20 protein-coding genes and 1 tRNA gene are annotated in these 22,710 nt (G+C 42.1%); 6 read left to right on the top strand and 15 right to left on the bottom strand.

Translation table 11 applies throughout. The annotated features are described in order from the left end of the window. Nucleotides 1–511: 511 nt before the first annotated feature. From ABZA00_RS02715 to ABZA00_RS02685, 7 genes are all read right to left on the bottom strand, one after another. Complete coding sequence (locus ABZA00_RS02715; RefSeq protein WP_372880609.1) at nucleotides 512–910, bottom strand: hypothetical protein; 399 nt, start codon at nucleotides 908–910, stop codon at nucleotides 512–514. Nucleotides 911–1,255: 345 nt separating this feature from the next. Beyond that, nucleotides 1,256–1,690, bottom strand: coding sequence for an excinuclease ABC subunit A (locus ABZA00_RS02710; RefSeq protein ID WP_372880608.1), 435 nt, complete (start codon nucleotides 1,688–1,690; stop codon nucleotides 1,256–1,258). Between the two features lie 499 nt (nucleotides 1,691–2,189). After that, nucleotides 2,190–2,732: a hypothetical protein gene (locus ABZA00_RS02705; RefSeq protein WP_372880607.1), complete on the bottom strand. Its 543-nt coding sequence runs from the start codon at nucleotides 2,730–2,732 to the stop codon at nucleotides 2,190–2,192. Nucleotides 2,733–3,001: 269 nt separating this feature from the next. Then, nucleotides 3,002–3,439: a hypothetical protein gene (locus ABZA00_RS02700; protein ID WP_372880606.1), complete on the bottom strand. Its 438-nt coding sequence runs from the start codon at nucleotides 3,437–3,439 to the stop codon at nucleotides 3,002–3,004. A 176-nt stretch (nucleotides 3,440–3,615) separates the two neighbouring features. Then, entirely contained in the window at nucleotides 3,616–4,071 is a 456-nt protein-coding gene (locus ABZA00_RS02695) for a hypothetical protein (RefSeq protein ID WP_372880605.1), read from the bottom strand. Between the two features lie 244 nt (nucleotides 4,072–4,315). Further along, complete coding sequence (locus tag ABZA00_RS02690; protein WP_372880604.1) at nucleotides 4,316–4,813, bottom strand: SHOCT domain-containing protein; 498 nt, start codon at nucleotides 4,811–4,813, stop codon at nucleotides 4,316–4,318. 617 nt (nucleotides 4,814–5,430) lie between these two features. Beyond that, a tRNA-Trp gene (locus ABZA00_RS02685) sits at nucleotides 5,431–5,506 on the bottom strand. A 214-nt stretch (nucleotides 5,507–5,720) separates the two neighbouring features. On the opposite strand from ABZA00_RS02685, the gene ABZA00_RS02680 reads away from it, so the two are divergent. The 3 genes from ABZA00_RS02680 to ABZA00_RS02670 all read left to right on the top strand — a co-directional run bounded on the left by ABZA00_RS02680 (nucleotide 5,721) and on the right by ABZA00_RS02670 (nucleotide 9,272). Next, nucleotides 5,721–6,845: a phosphoserine transaminase gene (locus ABZA00_RS02680; protein WP_372880603.1), complete on the top strand. Its 1,125-nt coding sequence runs from the start codon at nucleotides 5,721–5,723 to the stop codon at nucleotides 6,843–6,845. A 21-nt stretch (nucleotides 6,846–6,866) separates the two neighbouring features. Continuing rightward, entirely contained in the window at nucleotides 6,867–8,225 is a 1,359-nt protein-coding gene (gene gorA / locus ABZA00_RS02675) for a glutathione-disulfide reductase (protein ID WP_372880602.1), read from the top strand. A 195-nt stretch (nucleotides 8,226–8,420) separates the two neighbouring features. Further along, complete coding sequence (locus ABZA00_RS02670; RefSeq protein WP_372880601.1) at nucleotides 8,421–9,272, top strand: thymidylate synthase; 852 nt, start codon at nucleotides 8,421–8,423, stop codon at nucleotides 9,270–9,272. A 163-nt stretch (nucleotides 9,273–9,435) separates the two neighbouring features. Here ABZA00_RS02670 and ABZA00_RS02665 read toward each other — a convergent pair whose 3' ends face one another. Beyond that, nucleotides 9,436–9,969 carry an NUDIX domain-containing protein gene (locus ABZA00_RS02665; protein ID WP_372880600.1) on the bottom strand — a complete coding sequence of 178 codons (534 nt, stop codon included), beginning with the start codon at nucleotides 9,967–9,969 and terminating at the stop codon, nucleotides 9,436–9,438. 153 nt (nucleotides 9,970–10,122) lie between these two features. Further along, nucleotides 10,123–11,001, bottom strand: a complete 879-nt coding sequence (gene lgt / locus ABZA00_RS02660) for a prolipoprotein diacylglyceryl transferase (protein ID WP_372880599.1) — start codon at nucleotides 10,999–11,001, stop codon at nucleotides 10,123–10,125. A gap of 359 nt (nucleotides 11,002–11,360) precedes the next feature. Here lgt and sstT point away from each other — a divergent pair, with 359 nt between their 5' ends. Continuing rightward, on the top strand, nucleotides 11,361–12,614 hold the full coding sequence (gene sstT / locus ABZA00_RS02655) for a serine/threonine transporter SstT (RefSeq protein WP_372880598.1): 1,254 nt from the start codon (nucleotides 11,361–11,363) through the stop codon (nucleotides 12,612–12,614). Nucleotides 12,615–13,139: 525 nt separating this feature from the next. On the opposite strand, the gene ABZA00_RS02650 is transcribed toward sstT, so the two are convergent. Continuing rightward, nucleotides 13,140–13,661, bottom strand: a complete 522-nt coding sequence (locus ABZA00_RS02650; RefSeq protein ID WP_372880597.1) for an NADPH-dependent FMN reductase — start codon at nucleotides 13,659–13,661, stop codon at nucleotides 13,140–13,142. Between the two features lie 136 nt (nucleotides 13,662–13,797). Between ABZA00_RS02650 and ABZA00_RS02645 the strand changes: the two genes are divergently transcribed. Together ABZA00_RS02645 and ABZA00_RS02640 are read left to right on the top strand one after the other, a co-directional pair. Beyond that, on the top strand, nucleotides 13,798–14,700 hold the full coding sequence (locus tag ABZA00_RS02645) for a LysR family transcriptional regulator (RefSeq protein ID WP_372880596.1): 903 nt from the start codon (nucleotides 13,798–13,800) through the stop codon (nucleotides 14,698–14,700). A gap of 341 nt (nucleotides 14,701–15,041) precedes the next feature. Further along, the gene (locus tag ABZA00_RS02640; protein ID WP_372880595.1) at nucleotides 15,042–15,929 is read left to right on the top strand and encodes a DUF3179 domain-containing (seleno)protein; all 888 of its coding nucleotides are present in this window, start codon (nucleotides 15,042–15,044) and stop codon (nucleotides 15,927–15,929) included. Between the two features lie 308 nt (nucleotides 15,930–16,237). Here the strand turns inward: ABZA00_RS02640 and ABZA00_RS02635 are convergent, their stop codons facing one another. The 5 genes from ABZA00_RS02635 to ABZA00_RS02615 all read right to left on the bottom strand — a co-directional run bounded on the left by ABZA00_RS02635 (nucleotide 16,238) and on the right by ABZA00_RS02615 (nucleotide 22,704). Then, nucleotides 16,238–16,675: a DUF411 domain-containing protein gene (locus tag ABZA00_RS02635; protein WP_372880594.1), complete on the bottom strand. Its 438-nt coding sequence runs from the start codon at nucleotides 16,673–16,675 to the stop codon at nucleotides 16,238–16,240. Nucleotides 16,676–16,695: 20 nt separating this feature from the next. Next, nucleotides 16,696–17,238, bottom strand: a complete 543-nt coding sequence (locus ABZA00_RS02630) for a hypothetical protein (protein WP_372880593.1) — start codon at nucleotides 17,236–17,238, stop codon at nucleotides 16,696–16,698. 65 nt (nucleotides 17,239–17,303) lie between these two features. Continuing rightward, on the bottom strand, nucleotides 17,304–18,050 hold the full coding sequence (locus ABZA00_RS02625) for a hypothetical protein (RefSeq protein ID WP_372880592.1): 747 nt from the start codon (nucleotides 18,048–18,050) through the stop codon (nucleotides 17,304–17,306). A gap of 101 nt (nucleotides 18,051–18,151) precedes the next feature. Continuing rightward, on the bottom strand, nucleotides 18,152–21,280 hold the full coding sequence (locus tag ABZA00_RS02620) for an efflux RND transporter permease subunit (protein WP_372880591.1): 3,129 nt from the start codon (nucleotides 21,278–21,280) through the stop codon (nucleotides 18,152–18,154). Beyond that, complete coding sequence (locus ABZA00_RS02615) at nucleotides 21,277–22,704, bottom strand: efflux RND transporter periplasmic adaptor subunit (protein WP_372880590.1); 1,428 nt, start codon at nucleotides 22,702–22,704, stop codon at nucleotides 21,277–21,279. The genes ABZA00_RS02620 and ABZA00_RS02615 overlap by 4 nt, the downstream gene beginning before the upstream one ends. Nucleotides 22,705–22,710: the final 6 nt, after the last annotated feature.

Genomic DNA, 22,710 nt, shown 5'->3' with positions numbered 1-22,710 from the left:
TTATGGTCTCCCAGTTACTTTGCCGGATCATCTGGCGGTGCTGCGCTAGATGCCCTGACGACTTATATCGAGCAACAAAATAGACCTAAGTAACGTTAATCCTTCGCATCAATGATTTTCATCACCGCCATGAATGACGGTGTTTTTCATCTAAATGGATAAAGGTTGAACGGCATGAACTATATGCTAAAAAGTAAGAAAATAACCCGAACCGCTGGTCAAAGGGTATTCGCAACTGGGGCTAGTTGGCGATGTGGAGTAAAATCCGGAGAAGAAAAAAAGCAGCCTAATACCCCAGACGACAACTACCTTGAAATGAAAAACGCCGATTGTTTGCACTTAATTACTCAAGTTTCGGAGTTCATTTTCAGCACTTTTATGGACAGTTACCTTTAGCTGCTTTATGGTGTTCTAGAGGTTTAAACGTAATAGATAGTTAATGAAAATTAGTGTTACCCGCAAAACTGTGGCAACTATATAAAGGGTTCTGTGTCGCAACCTTTATGGGTAATTAATATTTCTGAGAATTAACGCCAAGCTCACTCTGAATTGACCGAGAAAGCTTAATCACCCAATTATTGTAGTTCCTGTGGATACTGCTACCGTTATAATCCAAATTTTCGCTCTTTTTGTAATTAATACTATAAGCACCTTCACTAAAAGGAATCTCAACAGTTGCACTGTGCGTCCTTACTGAAATACTTGCTTCAATTAACCCAGGCTGCACAAGCCTTGGACTCCAACCGCGTTTTGCGGCAGCAGTTAATATTGCTTTTTGAACGGTTCCTCTAGATTGATTAGTCCCGTCCATATTACTCGGCACATAAATACCTTCAACATTCAAAACAGGCTTGCTTGCACAGCCCAACATAAAAACACTCAATATTGCCACTAAAAATATAACTTTCATCACTTACACTCCTTGTGTTCTGAATTACTGAGCTAAATTCTAATTAGGCTGCAGAATTTTTCATTTTTAGACTGTTTGTTTTAAATAAAAGCACGTTAACTAATGGTTTGTAATTTGTTGATATTCAATTTATTATTAAATTTTTATTAACAGATTGATTATACACTGAACCTATCTTCCCGCTTTATATACAAGTCTTTTCGCATACTGTGATTACAGCGGACAAGTTCGAAGATCTTTTAAATAACCAATAAAACGTATCTACTGCTTGCCGTTGAGCACAAAAATAGGACAATATCGCGGTTCGCGTTGCAATCACGCACTAGCCTTATTCGTTATCCCCTGTCACTCTAATATTTTGACCACATCTCCTACCAAGGTAACTCCTGCCATTACGGCTCCCGCACCGCACTTGAAACTAGTATTGCTGGAGGTGAGATTGTCTTTGTAATTTGATTTTATATTTACAACTGCATTTCCCCCCTCTTTTTTAGCCCTTTGTTTAAGCGACTTCATAGCGGATGCGAAAGCCCATTGGCAAGCTTCTTTGTCAGATTTACCAAAGGCATTGGTTTTCTTGTTGGATTGAAATTCTCCAAATGATTTCAACACTTTTCCATGCGCCTGATTACCAAAGTAAAATCTCACTCCCTCCCCTATCGCAGATGACACTTTGGCATTAGACATAGATTCTTTAACGGAATAGTCCTTGACATCGTCTCTCGCAAATGAGTATCCAGTATGAAACAACATAACTATCAACAATAAATATTTTTTCACTAGTATTTCCTCAAGTTAAAGTGAACACAACAGAGTATCAGTCACCACTCTTACCAATACACAATTAAAATATACTTCCCTCATAAAACTTAGAACATATCAATAATTAAAAACAGCTATTTGGCATATAATGCTTCTTAAAAATTAATTTTTTAGGTAGAAAATTAAGTGGTCAGTATAAATGGCCACTGCTTGTATTCAAATTAGAACCTCCGTTTAGAATCATTTTTGGGAATAGCTTGGAAAAAGCCTAAGAGTTGAGGCGGCGACCTATATTTTGGCAACAAGTCTGGCGCTGCTGCAGTCTTTTTTCATTTAACTAACAGAGTATTTTCTCGATAACAACTGGCTCATCAATATCAGCAATTACTTTGACCGCGTTACCGCATTGTGTCGTTAATTGGAGGCCTTTTGGAAGTTCGTCTAACCGGTATTATGGCAGTTCAGGGACAAAATCTACTGATTCGCCGTATTTTGCCCTTGCTTATAACTTAGCTAACTAATATAGAGGCTCTTTTTTTAGATAGTCAGTAAATTCGAGAACGTTTTTGGCAATATTTACAGCTCGCGCCCTTGAATGCCTTTTTGCTCCTGAAAAAAACCATTCATCGCTTCCAGCTTCTGTATATATTGTTTTCTCTAACATTTTGTTTTTATTTTCATCGTAAACGGTGTATTTGACCTGTAACTTACCTTCAAAATTGCCGAAGCTCATAACCACTTGACTGGCAACTTCAACATTTATGTTAATTGTGTAAGGGTGAACCGATAAAATATTACTAAAAATATTAGCTTTTTTTAATGCAATGACCAACGATTCCTTAACAGAGTTATCAATTCTTTCATAGTTATTGATTTTAGGATTGATTTCAGAGCTGATGATATACCCGTTATCAACCAGCGGGGCATCTAACACATCCACCTTAATCAATAAATCTTCGGCAATTCTTGGCCCGGCACACCCTGACATTAGCACCAGAAGAATGATAGGAAAAATCATGGTACGCAAGGCAGAGGTGGATATTTTTTGTTGTGGTTTCATTTTCTTTCCTTTAAATATGTAGTTTATCGGAGTGCATAGCTGACGTGGCTGTAGAATTTATCTGTTTTCAGAATAAACACTATTTCTATGAAAATAATTATCTTTAAAATATATAGTTAAACAGTATAAATTTCATGGGGTTATGAAAACGAGTTATTCTACACCCTCAACACCTCGTTAACTGCCGCGTAGATTGGTACTTTTTTACAATTTTTTCTTTTGTAAAACAAAGACAATCGATATGCACCCAGTTTAACGTCTTGTTAAATTTAGTTGCTAAAATATTTTTTAGCGCGTTCAGCTTCAGCTTTTGTTGGGGTGTATGTAACCCAACTATCTTCCTCTTTCTTTTTGTATCGGACCACACCTGCGTCAACATCAAATTGATAGTATGGGTATACTTCTCGCAAGTTAAAAAACATTGCAGGTGCAAAAAACATGATATCTGCAGCAAGGTATCCACCATTAAATTTTAATGGTATCAAACCATATATTGGTTCTTTATCATCAGAGGTCGCTTTAAAGACATACTGCCCAAAACTGGTTGTGGAATAAGTTTGAGAAGTATTCTCAATAATAGTGATAGGTTCATTCTTATTTACTTTCAATTCCACTTCTTCATTTATAGACTGAAAGGATGTTTGAGCTGAACAGGCTGACAATATACATGCAACACTTAGCACGCTGATAAATTTACTTTTTTTCATTCTATTTCCCTTCTTTAAGTTAGCGTTCCCACTTGAAAAATTACTTTATAACAATTGTAAATAGCAATCCCCCACTTACTCACTTTAAGTTTATCTCTGGCACTATTTTGATTGTTTTTCAAAACCGTGACAGCCGCAAACAGTTAAGTGTATTAACTTACTATGTGTGTTTTTGATTAATTGATATGGTTATAGGGCAACCCAGCTTCTTGAAGCATTTTTTCAAGGGCTTCTTGAATCATAAATTCAGGTGTTTTTCGTGCAAGAGATGTTCTAAATGACTCCCCTGTAATTACCAATTGTTTACTTTCGGCATCTCGGAAATCAATTTTTATTTTAATTAAATAATTGGTTATATCCCATTGCCAATTATCAACATAAGTAATAATAATGTTTGCATTATCTGGAATATCATTTGAATCCAAAGGATTAGCAGGATAACCAAGCTGAGTTAATTTATCCGCGATTATGTAGTTTAAGTTTCTTTTATCGGGAGAAAAATGTTGAACATAAACATTATCTAAACCATCATTCAACGATCTGCCTGGTGACATTGTTGCCTTAAGATGAGTAGAACAACCCGCCATTGCAAATATCCCCGCTAACAACAATACATTTTTAATTATCTTCATTATCCGTCCTTGGTTTATTTTAGAAAATTCAATCTTGTCTTTATTATTAAAAATAAATGCCGTCATTCCACTAATATTAAAAGTTTCCGCACCCTAACGTGTTAGAGCATTCACCCTCCTGTAAGATACATCAAGCTTCACTTGAAGCACCAGCGCCCAATTAAGATGCTAAAAATTGTGTGCTAAAATACGAGTGACGCCAGATCGCCTGCTGTTTTGGTCCTTTAATATGGCTTGGTAAATATCACTTTTCGGCTAATATTTTTTTCTTTTCAACTTCAAACTCATCTTGAGTTAGCACACCTTTATCCAATAGTTCTTTGATTTTTGTAAGGTAGTCATATTTATCAGTAATTATTGATGCTGTCTCAGTATTAGATTTGTGCATACATACAAATATAATTTCTATTCTTGGAAAGTTACCCAATATATAAGGTGGTGATGCAGTATGTTCAGAAACTGTAAGCATCCTTTGGTTACGATCTATTTTACGACAAAATTCGTTTGCTCTCTGTATTGCACTTTTTCTAATTCCTGAAGTTCCACTAAATCCGGTTGATGCTTGATGAAAAATTCGATACCTATCACCAGATATTTCATCATCTGAAATATAAAAATCTTTCCCTTCATAGACTGCATCTTTAAAATGAGATTCGCTTTCACTTTCTTTTTCTATTGCTGACATGCTTGAGCAACCACTTAAGATAATCATTATAGAAATTAGCAAGTTATACTTTTTCATAAACACCTTAAACATGGAGTACTACGTTGATATTTAACGAGGCTGTAGATTTTTTCATTTCCAGCCTATTTATTTAAGATAAAAAACCACAGTAATTTATATTTAGTTGATATTCAACAATTTATTCCATGATTAATAACTAATTGATTGAATTGAGTGAAAAATCGTTCTTTTGAAATATAAGAATGATTATTTGATATTATTGCTGCGGCATTGACTTCTCTTTATTGTGAACAACTGTAAGTTGGGACAGCCAAAGTTTTTCACCTTAATTCGGCATTAAATTAACAGCTATAAACCCCAACATTAAGCCCTCGCGTCACAATCCCCCCAGATAACTTCACATAAAGACACTAACAATACTGGAAATTAGCGGATTTAGACGCATGGCTATATTGAAGTAGAATTTTCTAATGACAGGATTGTGTTGGATTTACTGGGATCTACTTCGGCACGGAATCTACATGTGAAGATCAGGATATGGACAGGAAGAAGATATTTGTAAGGCATAAAATAGAGGGATTTTGGCTTTATAAGCTAAGGTTTATTGACCCTAACCTTTTGATACCTCTAGAAACAATAAAGCCCCGACGATTGTCGAGGCTTTATATAATGTTTGGCAGGGGTGGAGAGATTCGAACTCCCAACATACGGATTTGGAATCCGTCGTTCTGCCGTTGGAACTACACCCCTGCAGACGAGTCGAATAATACCTAAGCTATTTTTAAAGTAAAGCACTTTATCTCATCAAACTGTTTGTCTGACGACAAAACAAACAGTTGCAGTAAAAATTGGCTTGTAACCGGAAATTTTACTTTTATATGCAACTACACGTAGCCAGTGACGGCTCTCTGGTGTATTTTTAGAGATTCACTACCGTTGGCATTTTATTAAGGATATCGAGCATATGATCACCCCGCAACCCACTAGCAAACCTGCTATTCCTAATTTTTCGTCCGGCCCATGCGCAAAACGCCCCGGTTACGATATTACTCAACTGGATCTTTCCACATTAGGGCGATCACACCGCTCTAAATTAGGTAAAGATGCGCTGCACAAGGTTATTACCGATACTGCGGAGATCCTGGGTTTACCTGAAGGCTATCGGGTTGGGATCGTGCCGGCATCGGATACGGGTGCGATGGAGATGATTTTATGGTCAATGCTTGGGCCGCGTGCAGTGGATGTCTGTTACTGGGAGTCATTCGGCCAGGGCTGGTATGGCGATATTATCAAGCAGCTGAAACTGGAGAAGGTCAATAAAATCAGTGCCGATTACGGGCAGTTACCTGATTTATCGCAGGTGAACCCGGAAAACGATGTGGTTTTTACCTGGAATGGTACAACCTCTGGCGTAAAAGTTAAAAACGGCGATTTTATCTCTGACCAGCGCCAGGGTTTAACCATTTGTGATGCTACTTCCGCTGTCTTTGCGATGGAGATGCCCTGGGAGAAATTGGACGTCACCACATTCAGCTGGCAGAAAGTACTCGGCGGTGAAGGCGGACACGGCATTATTATTTTAAGTCCGCGCGCAGTGGAGCGCTTAGAGAGTTATACGCCAAGCTGGCCACTACCGAAAATATTCCGCTTAACTGCAGGCGGTAAACTAATTGAAGGCATTTTCACCGGTGCAACCATCAACACCCCTTCTATGCTTTGTGTGGCAGACTATCAGGATGCCCTTAATTGGATAAAACAGATAGGTGGCGTGCAGGCAAGCATCACTAAGTCTCTGGATAACTTATCTGTTTTAGAAGCTTTTGTCGCTGATAACAGCTGGATTAACTTTCTGGCAGAGAATGAGCAGATTCGCTCAAATACCAGCGTCTGCCTGTCGGTTGAATTAAGCGATGCGCAAATCAAAACTTTTATTAACTTATTAGCCGAGCAGCAGGTTGCTTATGATATTGGCGCTTATAAAGATGCACCAAGCGGGTTGCGTATCTGGTGCGGCAGTACGGTAGAAAAAAGCGATTTACAAGCCTTGTTACCCTGGTTAGCTTGGGCTTATCAGGAAGTTACAGCATAAAAAATATATTTAGGAGTATCCATGAGCGACAATAAATTCGATTTTGACTATATCTGTATTGGCGGCGGCAGCGGCGGTATCGCATCCGCCAACCGCGCATCCATGTATGGCCAAAAAGTAGCGATTATCGAAGCAAAAGAACTTGGCGGCACCTGCGTGAATGTCGGTTGCGTGCCTAAAAAAGCGATGTGGTATGCAGGACAAATTGCCGATGCCCTACGTTATGCACCCGATTACGGATTTGACGCGCCGCTGAAAAAGTTCAGCTGGGAAAAATTAGTAGCCAGTCGTGATGCTTATATAGACCGGATCCACCAGTCATATGAACGCGTGCTCGGTAATAATAATGTCACCGTTATCAACGGCTTTGCTAAATTTGTCGACAGCCATACCGTTGAAGTTAACGGTAAAACCTACTCGGCTCCGCATATTACCATTGCCACGGGCGGCGCCCCTACCGTACCGGCGATAGAGGGTGCAGAGTACGGTATCACCTCCGATGGCTTCTTTGCGCTTGAGGAACAACCACAACGTGTTGCGGTTGTCGGCGCGGGTTATATCGCTGTTGAAATAGCGGGCGTTTTTAACGCATTGGGCAGCGAAACCCATCTGCTTTGCCGTCGCCATACTTTTCTGCGTGAATTCGATACCATGCTCTCGTCAACGCTGGTTGAAGTGATGCAGGAGGAGGGTCCGCAACTGCATACCCATTCAGTGCCGAAGTCCGTACAGAAAAATGATGATGGCAGCCTGACTCTGTATTTGGAAAATGAAAAATCCTTAACCGTTGATTGCTTGATTTGGGCAATTGGGCGTAACCCTGCCAATGCCAATATCGGTTTAGAAAATACCGACGTTGTACTTAACGAGCATCAGTTTATCAAAGTTGATAAATACCAGAATACCAGCGCTCAGGGCATTTATGCGGTGGGTGACAATACCGGTGAAATCCAGTTAACCCCGGTTGCAGTCAAGGCCGGGCGACAGTTATCCGAGCGTTTATTTAACGGCCAGATGGATGCGCATCTTGACGCAACCTTGGTGCCGACCGTTGTCTTTAGCCACCCGCCAATCGGTACCATAGGCTTAACCGAGCTTGAAGCGGAAGAGAAATATGGTAAAAGCAACCTGACGGTTTATACCTCGCAATTCACCAGCATGTATACTGCCCTGACAACCTTACGCCAGCCGACGCGGATGAAATTAGTTTGCGCCGGTAAAGATCAGAAAGTGGTTGGCTTACATTGTATCGGCTTTGCTTCTGATGAAATTTTGCAGGGATTTGGTGTGGCAATGAAGATGGGAGCCACTAAAGCCGATTTTGACAGCTGTATCGCTATTCATCCGACCAGCGCTGAAGAGTTTGTTACCATGCGCTAAACTCTGCAGTTAACGCCAGACAATCAAAAGCCAATCTGAACGATTGGCTTTTTTTTTTCGTTAAGTTAACTCTTCCTCTTGAGAGAAAGGTTACTGCTCAGTGATTAAGCAAAATAAAAAGAAAGAGAAGAAGAAAAACGGCAATTCTGCTAGCATTAAGCAATATCAAATTAAACAGGTAATCAACTTAAAACAATGAAACAATATCTCGATCTGTGCCAAAGAATAGTCAATGAAGGTGTTTGGGTAGACAATACCCGCACAGGGAAAAAATGCTTAACGGTTATCAACGCCGATCTTACCTACGATGTGGCTGCTGGTGAATTCCCGCTGGTTACTACCCGAAAGAGTTTTTATAAATCAGCCATTGCCGAAATTATTGGCTATCTTCGCGGTTATGATAATGCAGCAGACTTTAGAAAGCTTGGCACCAAGACCTGGGATGCCAACGCCAACGAAAATGCCAGCTGGCTTGCAAATCCACACCGCAAAGGGACCGATGACTGTGGTTTTATATATGGAAAGGTAGCTCGGAATTTTCCCAAACCAGATGGCGGCAGTGTTGATTTGCTGCGCAAGATTGTTGACGATCTTTCCAATGGCATTGATGATCGCGGTGAGATCTTTACTTTCTACCATCCGGGCGCCTTCCATATGGGATGTTTACGCCCCTGCATGTATAGTCACCATTTTTCTTTACTGGGTGACACTCTATATTTAAACAGCACACAAAGAAGCTGTGATGTCCCGCTGGGGCTCAACTTCAACATGGTACAGGTTTACTTCCTGCTCGCTATCATGGCGCAGATCACCGGAAAAAAACCCGGGCAGGCTTACCATAAAATCGTCAATGCGCATATCTACGAAGATCAGCTGCAACTGATGAAGGATGTGCAGTTAAAACGTGAGCCTTTCGCTGCGCCAAAATTGATAATAAACCCAAACATCAAGACCCTTGAAGATCTTGAAACCTGGGTAACCTTAGATGATTTCGAGATAGAAGGTTATCAGCACCATGAGCCTATCAAGTACCCGTTCTCGGTATAGTTGCCAAGAGCGCCATATAGCTGGGCTGCCTACAAAGCAGCCCCTTACGCTAATTTTGATTTAGTCGGCTAATCGTAAGGCGTTGCAACAAGATAACCTTCCCTATGACGGGATATAACGCGCTAAGCTATTCGATGCATTAGACGTCATATGCAATCCCCTGTTATTGTTCCGGAAAAAAACCTTTAGATTGGCATAAGCTTAACACTGCTTTTTTCGTTGACTCAAATGCAAAACGCTCGATATCAAGATCTGATAGTTTCACCCATGTAGCAGAAGCCACATCGTCCCGTGCAGTTAACTTCGGCTTTTGCTGCAGTTCAACAACAAAAAAGGCATCACAGGTTTTATATTCCACTTTTTTATAGCAATAGGTATTACTGAGGGAGAGGACGTACTTTGCACCGGAAATGTGAATACTTAATTCTTCCTCTAATTCCCTTACCACTGCTTGTTCAAGACTTTCATCCGGATCGACAAAACCACCGGGTAAATCCCACATCCCCTTTCCCGGATCACATGCTCTGGTCGCCACCAGTAACTCATCCTGGTAACAGAGTGCCACCATCACCGCCGCAGCGGTATTCTGAAAAAAAGTAAACTGGCATTGTTCACAACGAAACTGTTGTGATGAGATGGTCAGAAGTGATTTATTTCCACATACAGGGCAGTAGAGTACGCTTTGCTGCTTAATCATTGATTGCTCCATAATATATTGATCTGCTTATTAGTCCCTTTTAACTGTATCTCAACAAGGCCGCTCCCTCGCCCCTTGCCGACAGCTAAGCCGCCTGATTATACCGTTCCTGCATATTCAAGCGGTGCTATTTTTTATCTGCCCAAACGCTGCTTATGATTTTTTAGCCGCGTGTTTTTTGCTTTGGTTTTTCTTTGCCTTGCCATGTTTCTCATTAACAGCTTGAGCTAGCTGCGTTTCTCTCTCCTGATTACGATAGGCATAAATTATTAATAAACTGCCGATAATGATCATGGGTAATGATAATAGCTGCCCCATGCTTAACCCGAAGCTTAATAATCCCAAGTGCGCATCCGGCTCGCGGGCAAATTCAATAATAAAGCGGAACACCCCGTACGCTAATAAAAATAATCCGGCGACTGATCCGGCAGGACGTTTTTTACGAATAAAAAGAATAAGGATAATAAACAGCACCACACCTTCGAGGGCAAACTCGTAAAGTTGCGACGGATGGCGAGGCAGTGGGCCGGCATTGGGGAAGATAATACCAAAGGGAGAGTCTGTTACTCGGCCCCATAATTCAGAATTAATAAAGTTACCGATACGTCCTGCACCGAGTCCAACCGGTAAAAGCGGTACGACAAAGTCTCCTACAGCTAAAATTGCACGCTGGTTCTTTTTCGCATAAACAATAATCGCAGTAACAACCCCCAGCACGCCACCGTGGAATGACATCCCCCCTTCCCATATTCTAAACAGGTAAAGCGGGTTGTCTAAAAATAGCGGGAATTGATAAAAAAGTACATAGCCGACGCGACCGCCTAAAATAACCCCCATAAAGCCATAAAATAACAGGTCACTGGCCTGTTCACGTGTCCATAAACCATTGGATTTATCACATTGACGATTTGCCATCCAGAAGGCAAACACAAAACCGATAAGATACATTAAACCGTACCAGCGGATATCAAGGGGGCCGATGCTGAATGCAACAGGATCAATATTAGGTAACACGAAGTTGGAAGCTGACATTTATCTACTCATGCGGAATGTTTTAAAGAAAAGAGCATCATAACCCAATCACCAGAGTATACCAATCATAGCAAACTTTAAAACTCGGGCGTTGCCTTAAGCTATTGCAATTTTTTGTGGAGCTACTCTTAATTTTATATCGGGCAGCTCTCTGTCTACAAAATCGATACAGTTATATCATGATCAAAGAAAGTCCATTTTTTTCGTAAAAATGTTATTTTTTATGACAAAACTCACGACGTATTAAACTAACCACTCTATAATACGCGCCGATTACTTTTACAGGTAATCTTCGCTTAGTTAAAAACTCAGTGGATTTATTTGTTATAAATCCCATAAATTAAAAACAGGTTTTATATATGAACCCCAGCCCCACTCTTTTACAACGTTATTTAAATGGCAGTTTAGTATTACAAATAGCGATCGGTATTATTGCCGGTTTGGTACTTGCAAGTGTTTCACCTGCGACCGCTTTATCAGTCTCCTTTTTAGGCGATCTGTTCGTAAGTGCTTTAAAAGCTGTAGCCCCTATTTTAGTATTTGTTTTAGTGGCATCATCGATAGCTAATCAACAAAAAGGTACTCATACCAACCTTAAACCTATTATTAACCTTTACTTGCTGGGCACGCTGTTGGCCGCATCTACTGCAGTTATTGTAAGTTACCTTTTTCCGACGACTTTGATCTTAACTGCAACAGATATTCAGGCGACGCCGCCTGAAGGAATACTGGAAGTATTAAATACCCTGTTATTTAAAATTGTTGATAACCCATTTAATGCGCTGCGTAGCGGTAATTTTATCGGTATTTTAGCCTGGGCAGCTGGTTTAGGCTTCGCTTTACAGCGTGGCAAGCAAAGCACAAAAGATGCACTGCATGATATATCTAAAGCAGTCACTAACATTGTGCACCTGGTAATTCGTCTGGCACCCTTTGGTATTTTTGGTTTAGTCTCAGGTACCATTGCCACCACTGGTTTTGATGCACTGCAGGGTTATAGCCATCTATTAGCCGTGTTACTGGGTTGTATGATATTAATCGCCTTAGTAGTTAACCCGGTGATTGTTTTCGTGAAAACCAAAACAAACCCATACCCTTTAATTTTCAAATGTTTAAGAGAATCTGGTGTGACAGCATTCTTCACGCGCAGTTCAGCAGCAAACATTCCGGTAAATATGGAGCTGTGTAATAAACTGGATCTTCACGAAGACACCTATTCCGTTTCAATTCCACTTGGTGCGACGATCAATATGGCAGGTGCGGCTATAACCATTACCGTATTAACCCTGGCAGCAGTCAATACGCTGGGTATTGAGTTTGATATTGCCACAGCCATTTTATTAAGTGTCGTCGCGGCAGTTTCTGCCTGCGGAGCATCAGGCGTTGCCGGTGGTTCATTATTATTAATCCCACTGGCTTGTGGTTTATTTGGTCTGCCAAATGAAGTTGCCATGCAGGTTGTCGCAATAGGCTTTATTATTGGTGTTGTACAGGATTCAGCTGAAACAGCATTAAACAGCTCTACAGATGTGATCTTTACCGCGGCGGCATGCCGTGCGGTAGAAGCTAAAGAGTCAACGGCAAGTACAATAGAAACAGCGGCCAAAGCATAATTAATTGTTTATAGCCTGTTGACCATAAAGACAAAAGCCGAGTTTTCACACTCGGCTTTTTATTATCTGAAGTTAACTTTATACCCATGTTACTTCAAAATGCTTTGTCAGGCACGAGCTCGGAGACCAGAGCAAGATGCAACATGAGGTAATGGTTATTCCCTTTTCGATTGGTGCAACGCAGCACTGGTTTTCGAGCTAGCGCCCCGTAGGGCAAGGTTAATTGCACCAACCTGCTTTGTTATAAAATTTCTATGTAGAATAACTATACTTCAATTTTATGCCTGGCATCTCGGCATAATTTGCCTTGCTGACTTTGCATCTTGAAGTATCATGGGTATAAGTTTTCAATCAGAGATTCGGGCTTTACTGAAACCACTACCATGCCAATCGATCCGCAAATCATGCCTAAAGATTGTATAATAGCAATCGCAGAACCGGTACCTTCACTTTGTTGATCCAGAGCGCCACAGAGAACTTTCTCTATAACGTTCACTAGTATAACTTGTCAGGTATTTTCAAGGGTTACAGCTGAGAAATTGCACTTAGTATATTATCGGCCAATTCTTTATTGGTTAATTGGCCACTCTCCACATCAAAGTTATCGTAAAAGCTGGGTACTGAAATTGCCCCCTTCACATCTGCTGCAAAATAAGGCGCCGAGCCTTGTGCTGCTGCCAATACTGTTCCTGCTCCGCTTGGGCCAGGTGAAGTTGCTAACATAATAACGGGTTTGTTTTGGAACACTTGCATATTGATGCGGGATGTCCAATCAAAAAGGTTTTTGTAGGCAGCAGTATAGGAACCATTGTGTTCTGCAAAAGATATAACGATAGCATCCGCTTCTCCAAGCTTTTGATAAAAAGCCTTCGCAAGATCCGGTTGACCTACTTCTTTTTCACGATCTTCACTATACAGTGGCATTTCATAGTCATTTATATCCAGAAGCTCTACTTGTGCACCTGCAATTTGTTTTGCTGCATAGTTGGCTAACTGCTTATTCATAGAATTCTTACTGTTTGATGCTGCGAATGCGAGTACCTTCATAATTATTTCCTATCATTGTCTCAGTGGGTATATACACTTTAAACCAATCTTATTTTTTAATTAATTATCTAATTGTGGATTGATTATTTCCAAATGACTTGTAATCATGGCAAGTATTGGTTTAAAAGGCGACGTTATGGCGATTAAAAATAAATTATTTGATGGAATAGTCATTTTTGTTCATGTTGTGAAATCGGGCAGTTTTACTCTGGCTGCGGATGTTAGCGGGCATTCTACCTCTTACATCAGTAAAGAGGTAAATAAGCTGGAAGCTCGTTTGGGCGTTCGTCTGTTGCATAGAACGACCCGGTCGTTGAGTTTGACGCCGGAAGGTAAACTTTATTTTCAGTTGTGCCAACAAATAATTGAAGATGCAGATCAGGCAGAGAATGCCATTACCGGCAATCAGGGAGAACCCCAGGGGCGACTTCGAATCAGCAGCCCTATCTCTTATGGTTTATCTAATCTCAGCCCGGTACTAAGTCGATTTACCGAAAAGTACCAAAAAATTCAACTTGAGTTAGAGCTCAATGACAGAAAGGTCGATCTTATATCTGATGGATTTGATGTGGTCATTCGAGCCACGCAGCACCTCGAAGACTCCAGTTTAATTAGCCGAAGAATTACGCAATCCGAAGCCCTGGTATTAGCTTCTCCGGGTTACCTGGCTAAACATGGTGTGCCAAAGCACCCATACGAATTATCGCAGCATAAAATAATCTGTTATAGTAATTTGAAACAACCCAATATTTGGCTATTTCAAGATCATAATGGCGACTCAATTCAGGTGCACGTTAAAAGCCAGGTGCTTACAAATAATTCCACATTAGAAATAGCCCTGGCGGTAGCTGACCAGGGTATATTTCGTGTGCCGCGCTTTGCGTTAAAAGATGAACTTGAAACAGGAACATTAGTCGAGCTTTTCTCAGATTGGCCTAAACCTCCAATAGGCGTCTATATGGTCTACCCCAGCAGGAAACATATGTCGGCAAAGGTACGAAGTTTCATCGATTTTGTTATGCAAGAGTTAGGTGATTAGAAAAAGGATCTCCTTACCATGACTCTTTCATTGCGAGGTATTTGCTTAGCTCCCCAAAAAAATAGAGATAAAAGAGATAACCTAACATACTGAGTATTAGAAATTATTCCCCGCATTGATAATGAACATTATCTCCATACACAGTTTGCTTATTACCGCCACTGACCTTTGTAAACGTGGTCACTCCATAAAGTTTGTCCTACCCTATACAGAGAACACATAAAAAGATTGCAAGGGAAATGGAAACAAAAAACAGAAAGAATAGATCAAAATATATCCTCTTTATAATAATGCTATTAATCCTGTTAATAGGAATAGCAGCTTCCCTAAAAAGGCCAGAGGTGGATGATTACAACAAATTTAAAGAAGAGCATATAACCACCACATTAGAAGATGAACTTGCTTTTATTAAAAGAAACATTATCAAAACAAGTGTTCCTAAAGATGGCATCCCGCCAATCGATTCCCCCAACTATTTTAACAGTGTCAAAGAAGCTGAACAAAGCGGAGAAATTGTCAATGAGGATATTATCTTCGGTGTCAATTATGACGGCTTTGTAGCCGCCTACCCTAAAGATATTATGTATTGGCATGAAATAGTAAACGAAGAAGTCAATAACAGAAGAATATCTATTACTTACTGTCCCTTAACGGCTACCATTATCGGCTATAAGGATCATAATTTAGGCGTCAGCGGATCTTTATACAACTCAAACCTGGTAATGTATGATCGCGAAACTCTGGGGTTCATCCCGCAAATTTCCGGAACATTTATTGATGGGGAAAAGAGAGGCAAAACACTGGACACCTTTAAAGTTGAAATCACCTCGTGGGAAAACTGGAAAGCAGCGTATCCCGATACAAAATTATTATCCCGAAAAACCGGGACTTTCAGAGCATATGATAAAAACCCCTATCCCGGATATGATGCAGTATTACAAGTATGGTTTCCGTTAGTCGCAGAATCAGATGAATTAAGTCGTAAAGAGATTGTTTTCGGGATAGAAAATAACGATAACTACGTGGCAATACAAAAACAAGGCTTTAAGGATAAATATCCCGACGGGCTTGACGTTGAAGTGGGCGGAGAAATCCTTACCGTCACCTACAATAGGCAATTACAAACGCTGCAAACAGACAAAGATGTAAAATCTTTTGAGGGTTACTGGTTTGCCTGGTATGCCTGGTATGCCTACCATCCGGAAACTGCATTATTTAAAACAAAATAATTCACGTGTATTAGTTCAGACTATACCCATGATACTTCAAGATGCAAAGTCAGCAAGGCAAATTGTGCCGAGATGTCAGGCATAAAATTGAAGTATAGTTATTCTACATAGAAATTTTATAACAAAGCAGATTGGTGCAATTTACCTTGCCCTACGGGGCGCCAGCTCGAAAACCAGTGCTGCGTTGCACCAATCGAAAAGGGAGTAACCATTACCTCATGTTGCTTCTTGCTCTGGTCTCCGAGCTCGTGCCTGACAAAGCATTTTGAAGTAACATGGGTATAGATCTGACATTTCTTCCTGAGACTTTAATATTGATTATATAAACCTAACCCCTGCTCAGAAAAAGAGATCACTTTAAAGTTTTGATACTCTACACCCGGGGCAGCCATCCCCGGAGAATCTTTTGGCATACCCGGTGCTGCAATGCCAGATATCTCATCAGGGCGCTCCTTCAGCAGACGGGCGATATCTGCTTCCGGAACATGCCCTTCAATCAGATAACCATCAATAACCGCACTGTGGCAGGACTGCAGTTGTGCCGGCAACGCAAACTCTTTTTTGATCTCTGACCAGTCATTTTGATGATGGACATTCACGTTATAACCTTTCTCTTCCATAATGGCTGCCCACTCCTTACAACATCCGCAGGTAGGAGACTTGTATAGTTCAATAGTGGTTTTTGCAGCGACAGAAAAGCTGCACATGGCTAAGGTAAATGCCAATATTTTGTTTTTCAGTTTCATCAGAAACTCCTTTAAGTGTATTAATCAACATTAATAGTAAAATGTTCATTGTTAACAGATAATAAATAATCTCCCGCTTTGGCAGACCAAGTTATCGCATGTGTATCATAGGCATCGATTTGATAATCTGCTGCAGCATCCAAGGCGGATAAATCCACACTCAGTCTCTCAAAAGTGCCATTAAAGATCACCAACTGCACATCATCACCGGCTTTAATTTTAACCGCTTTAGGCGCATCCGATTCTCCAATACGCCACTCAACTAATTGTTTTTGTCCTAACTCTGCCAGATAGCTACTCAATAAATTACGTTTATTTTCGTCCAGCACCTCTGCCAGTAACAACATGCTCGGCTCTGTTTGCAGCGCATTGTCCAGTTGTTCGCGCGTCGCTGCGCGGATATTGCCTCCCACATAACCGCCTCCATGGGCATATTTTCCATGGCAGGCTGCGCAGCCATAACCGCCAACTGTATGATAAAGCTGTTCAGGGGATAGCCCATTAGCCAATGTAAAGGCTGGCAATAAAAACAGCAATAAACCCGCTTCTATTCTGAAATTCATATAGATCCCCTTATCGTGGATAGCCGGCAAAAAAGTATTTGCCGGCTATCAGAGGCTAGTCGGGATTAATTACAATCCTGGCGGAACTGTTGGTGACTTTTTTTACTATGCTCTTTAATCTGCCCCAGAACCGTCTTGATCTGCTCTGTACCCTGCGTTTTTTCCAGCTGTTTGAACAACTCTTTAAGCTCGTTTATCCCCTCTACATACATCATATGCTGATGATGCTGCTCGTTGCTCATGCCCTCCATGCCGGGCATGCTTGCCATATCATGCTGCGGGCTAGCCATCTGTGAGTGCTCCATCTGTGAATGATCCAATTCGGCCATCCCGCTCATATCCATTTGCGAATGATCCATTTCGGCCATTCCGCTCATATCCATTTGCGAATGATCCATTTCGGACATCCCGCTCATATCCATTTGCGCATGATCCATTTCGGCCATCCCGCTCATATCCATTTGCGAATGATCCATTTCGGCCATTCCGCTCATATCCATTTGCGAATGATCCATTTCGGCCATCGGCATATCATGGTCATGCATTTTCTTGATTTTGACCGGCGTTTGCTCAGCGGCTATGCTGCTCAGTTTTATCAGCTCATTAAGATGCTGCTGCATTTTTTGCGGATCATCATTTTTAAACCCTTTAACATAAGCCCGCAACTCACTTTTTATATACTTCATGGTGTTACCCAATTGAGTATCCTCTATTTCGCAATGTTGCTCATGGGCGAAAGCACTGCCAAGAGGCGCTGCTAAAAAAATTAAACCACCCAATGCCAGTACTATTTTACTTTTTTTAATGTTCATTGTTGTTTCCCTTTATTTGCTTAATAAAATTGTCATATAAATAAATTTTTGCCTTAAATAAAAGACGCTTAAAATCGACAAAAACGCCTTTAATTAATTGCTTAGTCCATATTAAATTGTTTACTCAGGCTGACTTTTTTCCACTGGTAATAAGCTGCCGGTAAAATCAGCAGAGTCAGAATAATGGCGCTGACCATACCGCCGATCATCGGGGTCGCTATACGCTGCATCACCTCAGAGCCGGTGCCGGAACCGTACATAATAGGCACCAGACCAATCACCACGGTTGCCACTGTCATCATGATTGGGCGTACACGTAAGCCCGCCCCTTTGAGCACAGCGTCTTTCAAATCCTCTTTATTAAAATGCGCAAAACGTTGAGTTTTTTCCGCTTCTAATGATTGATTTAAATAGAGCAGCATGATCACACCAATCTCTATTGAAACACCGGCAAGTGCGATAAAACCGACTCCCACGGCAATGGAAAAGTTAAAGCCGAGCAGGTACATCAGCCAGACTCCGCCCATTAAAGCAAAGGGTAAGGTGGCTAAAATAAGCAGCACCTCTCCCGCCCGCCGGAAAGCGAAATAGAGCAGAATAACGATGATTGCCAGGGTCACAGGGATCACTTTTGCCAACCGCGCATTGGCTTTCTCCATATACTCATATTGACCTGACCAGAGCAGAGAATATCCTGCCGGCAAACTGAGCTGCTGATTAACAGCCTGACGGGCATCATTCACGTAGGAGCCTAAATCACGGTTTTCGATATCCACAAAAATCCAGCCGTTTAACCGCGCATTTTCTGTTTTGATCATCGGCGCACCAGCTTCGATATAAACATCCGCCACATCACTTAAGCTGATATTCATTTTTGCAGGCGTGACAATCGGCAGACTTTTAAGTGTACTGACTGAATCACGGTAATCATTGGGATAACGTAAATTAACCGGGTAACGCTCTAAGCCCTCAATGGTTTCAGTGATATTTTTACCGCCAATCGCAACGGCAACTAACTGCTGTATTTCCGCAATATTCAGCCCGTAACGTCCGGCTTTTTCACGGTTTATATCCACCTTCACATAACGACCGCCAGTGACCCGCTCCGCGTATACTGAAGCGGTTCCTTCGACGCTGGTTAAGATTGACTCAACCTGCCGGGCAATTTTTTCAATTTCACCTAAATCTGTCCCGGCGATTTTGATACCGATTGGCGTTTTAATACCCGTTGCCAGCATATCAATACGCGTTTTAATCGGCATTACCCAGGCATTGGTTAAACCGGGAAACTGAATCAGACTGTCCAGCTCCTGTTTAATTTTTTCTTTGTTCATGCCTGCCCGCCACTGATCCTTCGGCTTGAACTGGATAACCGTTTCAATCATGGTCAGTGGCGCGGGATCCGTTGCACTTTCAGCGCGGCCTATTTTCCCCCACACGGTGTGCACTTCCGGCACGGTTTTAATCAGCTTATTGGTTTGCTGTAATAGCTCTCGCGCCTTACCGATTGAGATACCCGGATAGGTGGTCGGCATATACATCAGATCACCTTCGTCAAGGGGAGGAATAAACTCACTGCCAATTTTACTGACCGGATAAAATCCGACTATCAGCAGCAATAGAGCCATACTGATCAGCAGTTTAGGGAAACGCAAAGAGAAGCTTAAAACGGGCATATAAAGCCGTACAAAAAAATGATTTAACGGATTTTTATGCTCCGGCAGTACTTTGCCGCGTATCAGGTAACCCATTAATACCGGAATAAGGGTAATGGCTAATCCGGCGGAGGCTGCCATGGCGTAGGTTTTGGTAAACGCCAGCGGCGAAAACATTTTGCCGGACTGCCCTTCCAAGGCAAAAACGGGTAAAAAACTGAAAGTGATAATCAGTAAGGAGAAAAACAATGCAGGGCCGACTTCATTGCTCGCTTTACTGATCACCTGCCAGCGGTTATGGTCGTTGAGCTCGGTTTTTTCCATGTGTTTATGGACATTTTCAATCATCACAATCGCACCATCCACCATTGCACCGATGGCAATAGCGATCCCGCCGAGGGACATAATATTGGCGTTAATCCCCTGCCAGGACATAATAATAAAGGCCACAAAAATGCCGACAGGAAGGCTTAACAGCACCACCAGCGAGGAGCGGAAATGGAATAAAAACGCGGCACAGACCAGGATCACCACAATAAACTCTTCGAGCAGTTTATGGTAAAGGTTATCAACCGCATTATTGATCAGAGTGGAACGATCATAAGTGGGAATAATCTCTACCCCGTCCGGCAGCGCTTTTTCCAATGCCTTTAACTTGTTTTTGACCGCTGCAATTACCCCCTGTGCATTTTCACCAAAGCGCATCACTATGATACCGCTGACCACTTCACCTTCACCATTTAGCTCGGTAATCCCCCGGCGCATTTGCGGGCCTAAACTTATGGAAGCGACATTACCTAACAACAGCGGCGTTCCCTGGGCATTCACCTGCAGCGGAATCGCCTTAAGGTCCTCCAGCGAGGTGATATAACCTGAGGTACGCACCATATATTCAGCCTCCCCCATCTCAATGACGCTCGCCCCGCTTTCCTGATTTGCCTGTTTAATAGCATCGCTTATCTTATTCAGCGGCAGGTTATAAGCACGCAGTTTATTGGGATCAACTCGTACCTGATACTGTTTAACCATTCCCCCGACGGTAGCCACTTCCGAAACGCCGGCAACCGTCTGCAGCTCAAACTTTAAAAACCAGTCCTGTAAACTGCGCAGCTCACTCAAATCATGCCTGCCGGTTTTATCAACCAGTGCATAACTGAAAATCCAGCCTACACCCGTTGCATCAGGGCCTAATGCAGAGCGTGCCGCTGCGGGTAAATCAGGTGCGACTTGAGACAGGTACTCCAGTACCCTTGAACGGGCCCAGTACATATCGGTATTATCATCAAAAATGATATACACATAAGAGTCTCCAAAAAACGAATAGCCGCGCACCGTTTTTGCGCCGGGTACGGATAACATTGCCGTGGTCAACGGATAAGTAACCTGATCTTCAACCACTTGCGGCGCCTGCCCCGGATAGCTGGTTTTAACAATGACCTGTACATCGCTGAGATCGGGAATCGCATCGATCGGTGTTTTCTGAATGGCAAACAGACCGTAAACCACTATCGCAAGGGTAAGCAGTAAAACCATAATGCGGTTACTGATTGACCAGTTAATTATTCTGCCTATCATAGTTGCACCTCTGCAGGTTGAGGCCATTCCTGACGTCCTAAATCTAACCAGTCAAGATCCTCGTCTTCCATCTCCGGATCATACTCCGGCACTGTCTGCTGCTGTTTTTCAATCTCCAGCATCCGCTCAAAATCGGCGCTGATACTGGACTCTGAATCTAATAAAAACTGTGCGGAAGTAACAATTTTCTGGCCTTCGCTTAAGCCGGATAACACTTCTACCGCCTGTTTGTTTTCCAGCCCTAAAGTCACCAGGACAGATTTAAATTGCCCATTACCTAAAGCCAGCACCACGCGATTCATATTACCGGCATAAATCACCGCCTCTCGGGGAATCTGCAGTCTGCTTTTATGTATTTCCGGGGTCAGGGTGACGTTGGCAAACATATTAGGTTTGAGCCTGGCAGCCGGGTTAGCAAACTGCAGACGGACGCGTAAGGTACGGTTTTGAGGATTCATTTCCGGGTAGATAAAATTTACCTCGCCATACCATTTCTGTCCCGGAAAATAATCTAAACGCATCACTGCGGGATCGCCAAGTTTCACTGAGGACACCTGACCGGCAAAAACTTCAACGTCGACCCAGACCGTATCTAAATTAACCGCCTGAATAACCACTGTGGATGGTGATATAAACCCCCCTTCGTTGAGGTTAATCGCCGTAAGCGTCCCTTTTTGCGGCGCAAAAAAAGTGATATTCTGCTCTACTCTCTGACGCTTTATAATGGTTTCAATTTGTCCGGGAGTAACTCCTAATGCCTGTAAACGCGCTTTGGATGAATTGATTAAGGTAGTGCGATTTAAGCTAATCGCATTAAACAGTGACTCCTGAGCCTTGACGAGCTCCGGCGAATAAAGCTCAAACAGCGGATCACCTTTATTAACTTCAACGCCCACTGATTTAACATAGAGTTTTTCAATCCAGCCCGATACCCGGCTGTTAATTTGCCAAATCGCATCGGCATTTGCCTGCACCGTACCTAAACTGTTAATCTCTATTGCCAAATCATCTTTGATCACGGTTCCTGTGCGCACCCCAAGGTTGTTTTCCAGCGCAGCTGAAATTTGCACTAATCCGGCTTCCGATTGACCACCGACCTCTTCATAAACGGGTATTAAATCCATACCCATCGGAGATTTACCCGGTTTATCGCGACGGTAATTCGCATCCATTGGCGCCACCCAATATAAAATTTTTGGTTGCGCTTTTTCAGCTTCCGCATAAACAGGTACTAAATCCATCCCCATCGGAGACTTGCCCGGTTTATCGCGACGGTAATTCTCATCCATCGGCGCCACCCAATATAAAATTTCTGGCTGTGCGGATTGCGCTGACTCTTTGACAAATAAACGACCGACATGCTGGTTGGTTGCGGCAAAGAAACCAACCACTAAACCCACTATTAAAACCAATAAATAACGCATAATCAT

The sequence above is a fragment of the Psychromonas sp. genome (assembly GCF_041586535.1).
Lineage (GTDB): Bacteria > Pseudomonadota > Gammaproteobacteria > Enterobacterales > Psychromonadaceae > Psychromonas.
This window is presented reverse-complemented; position numbering and strand designations above follow the sequence as displayed.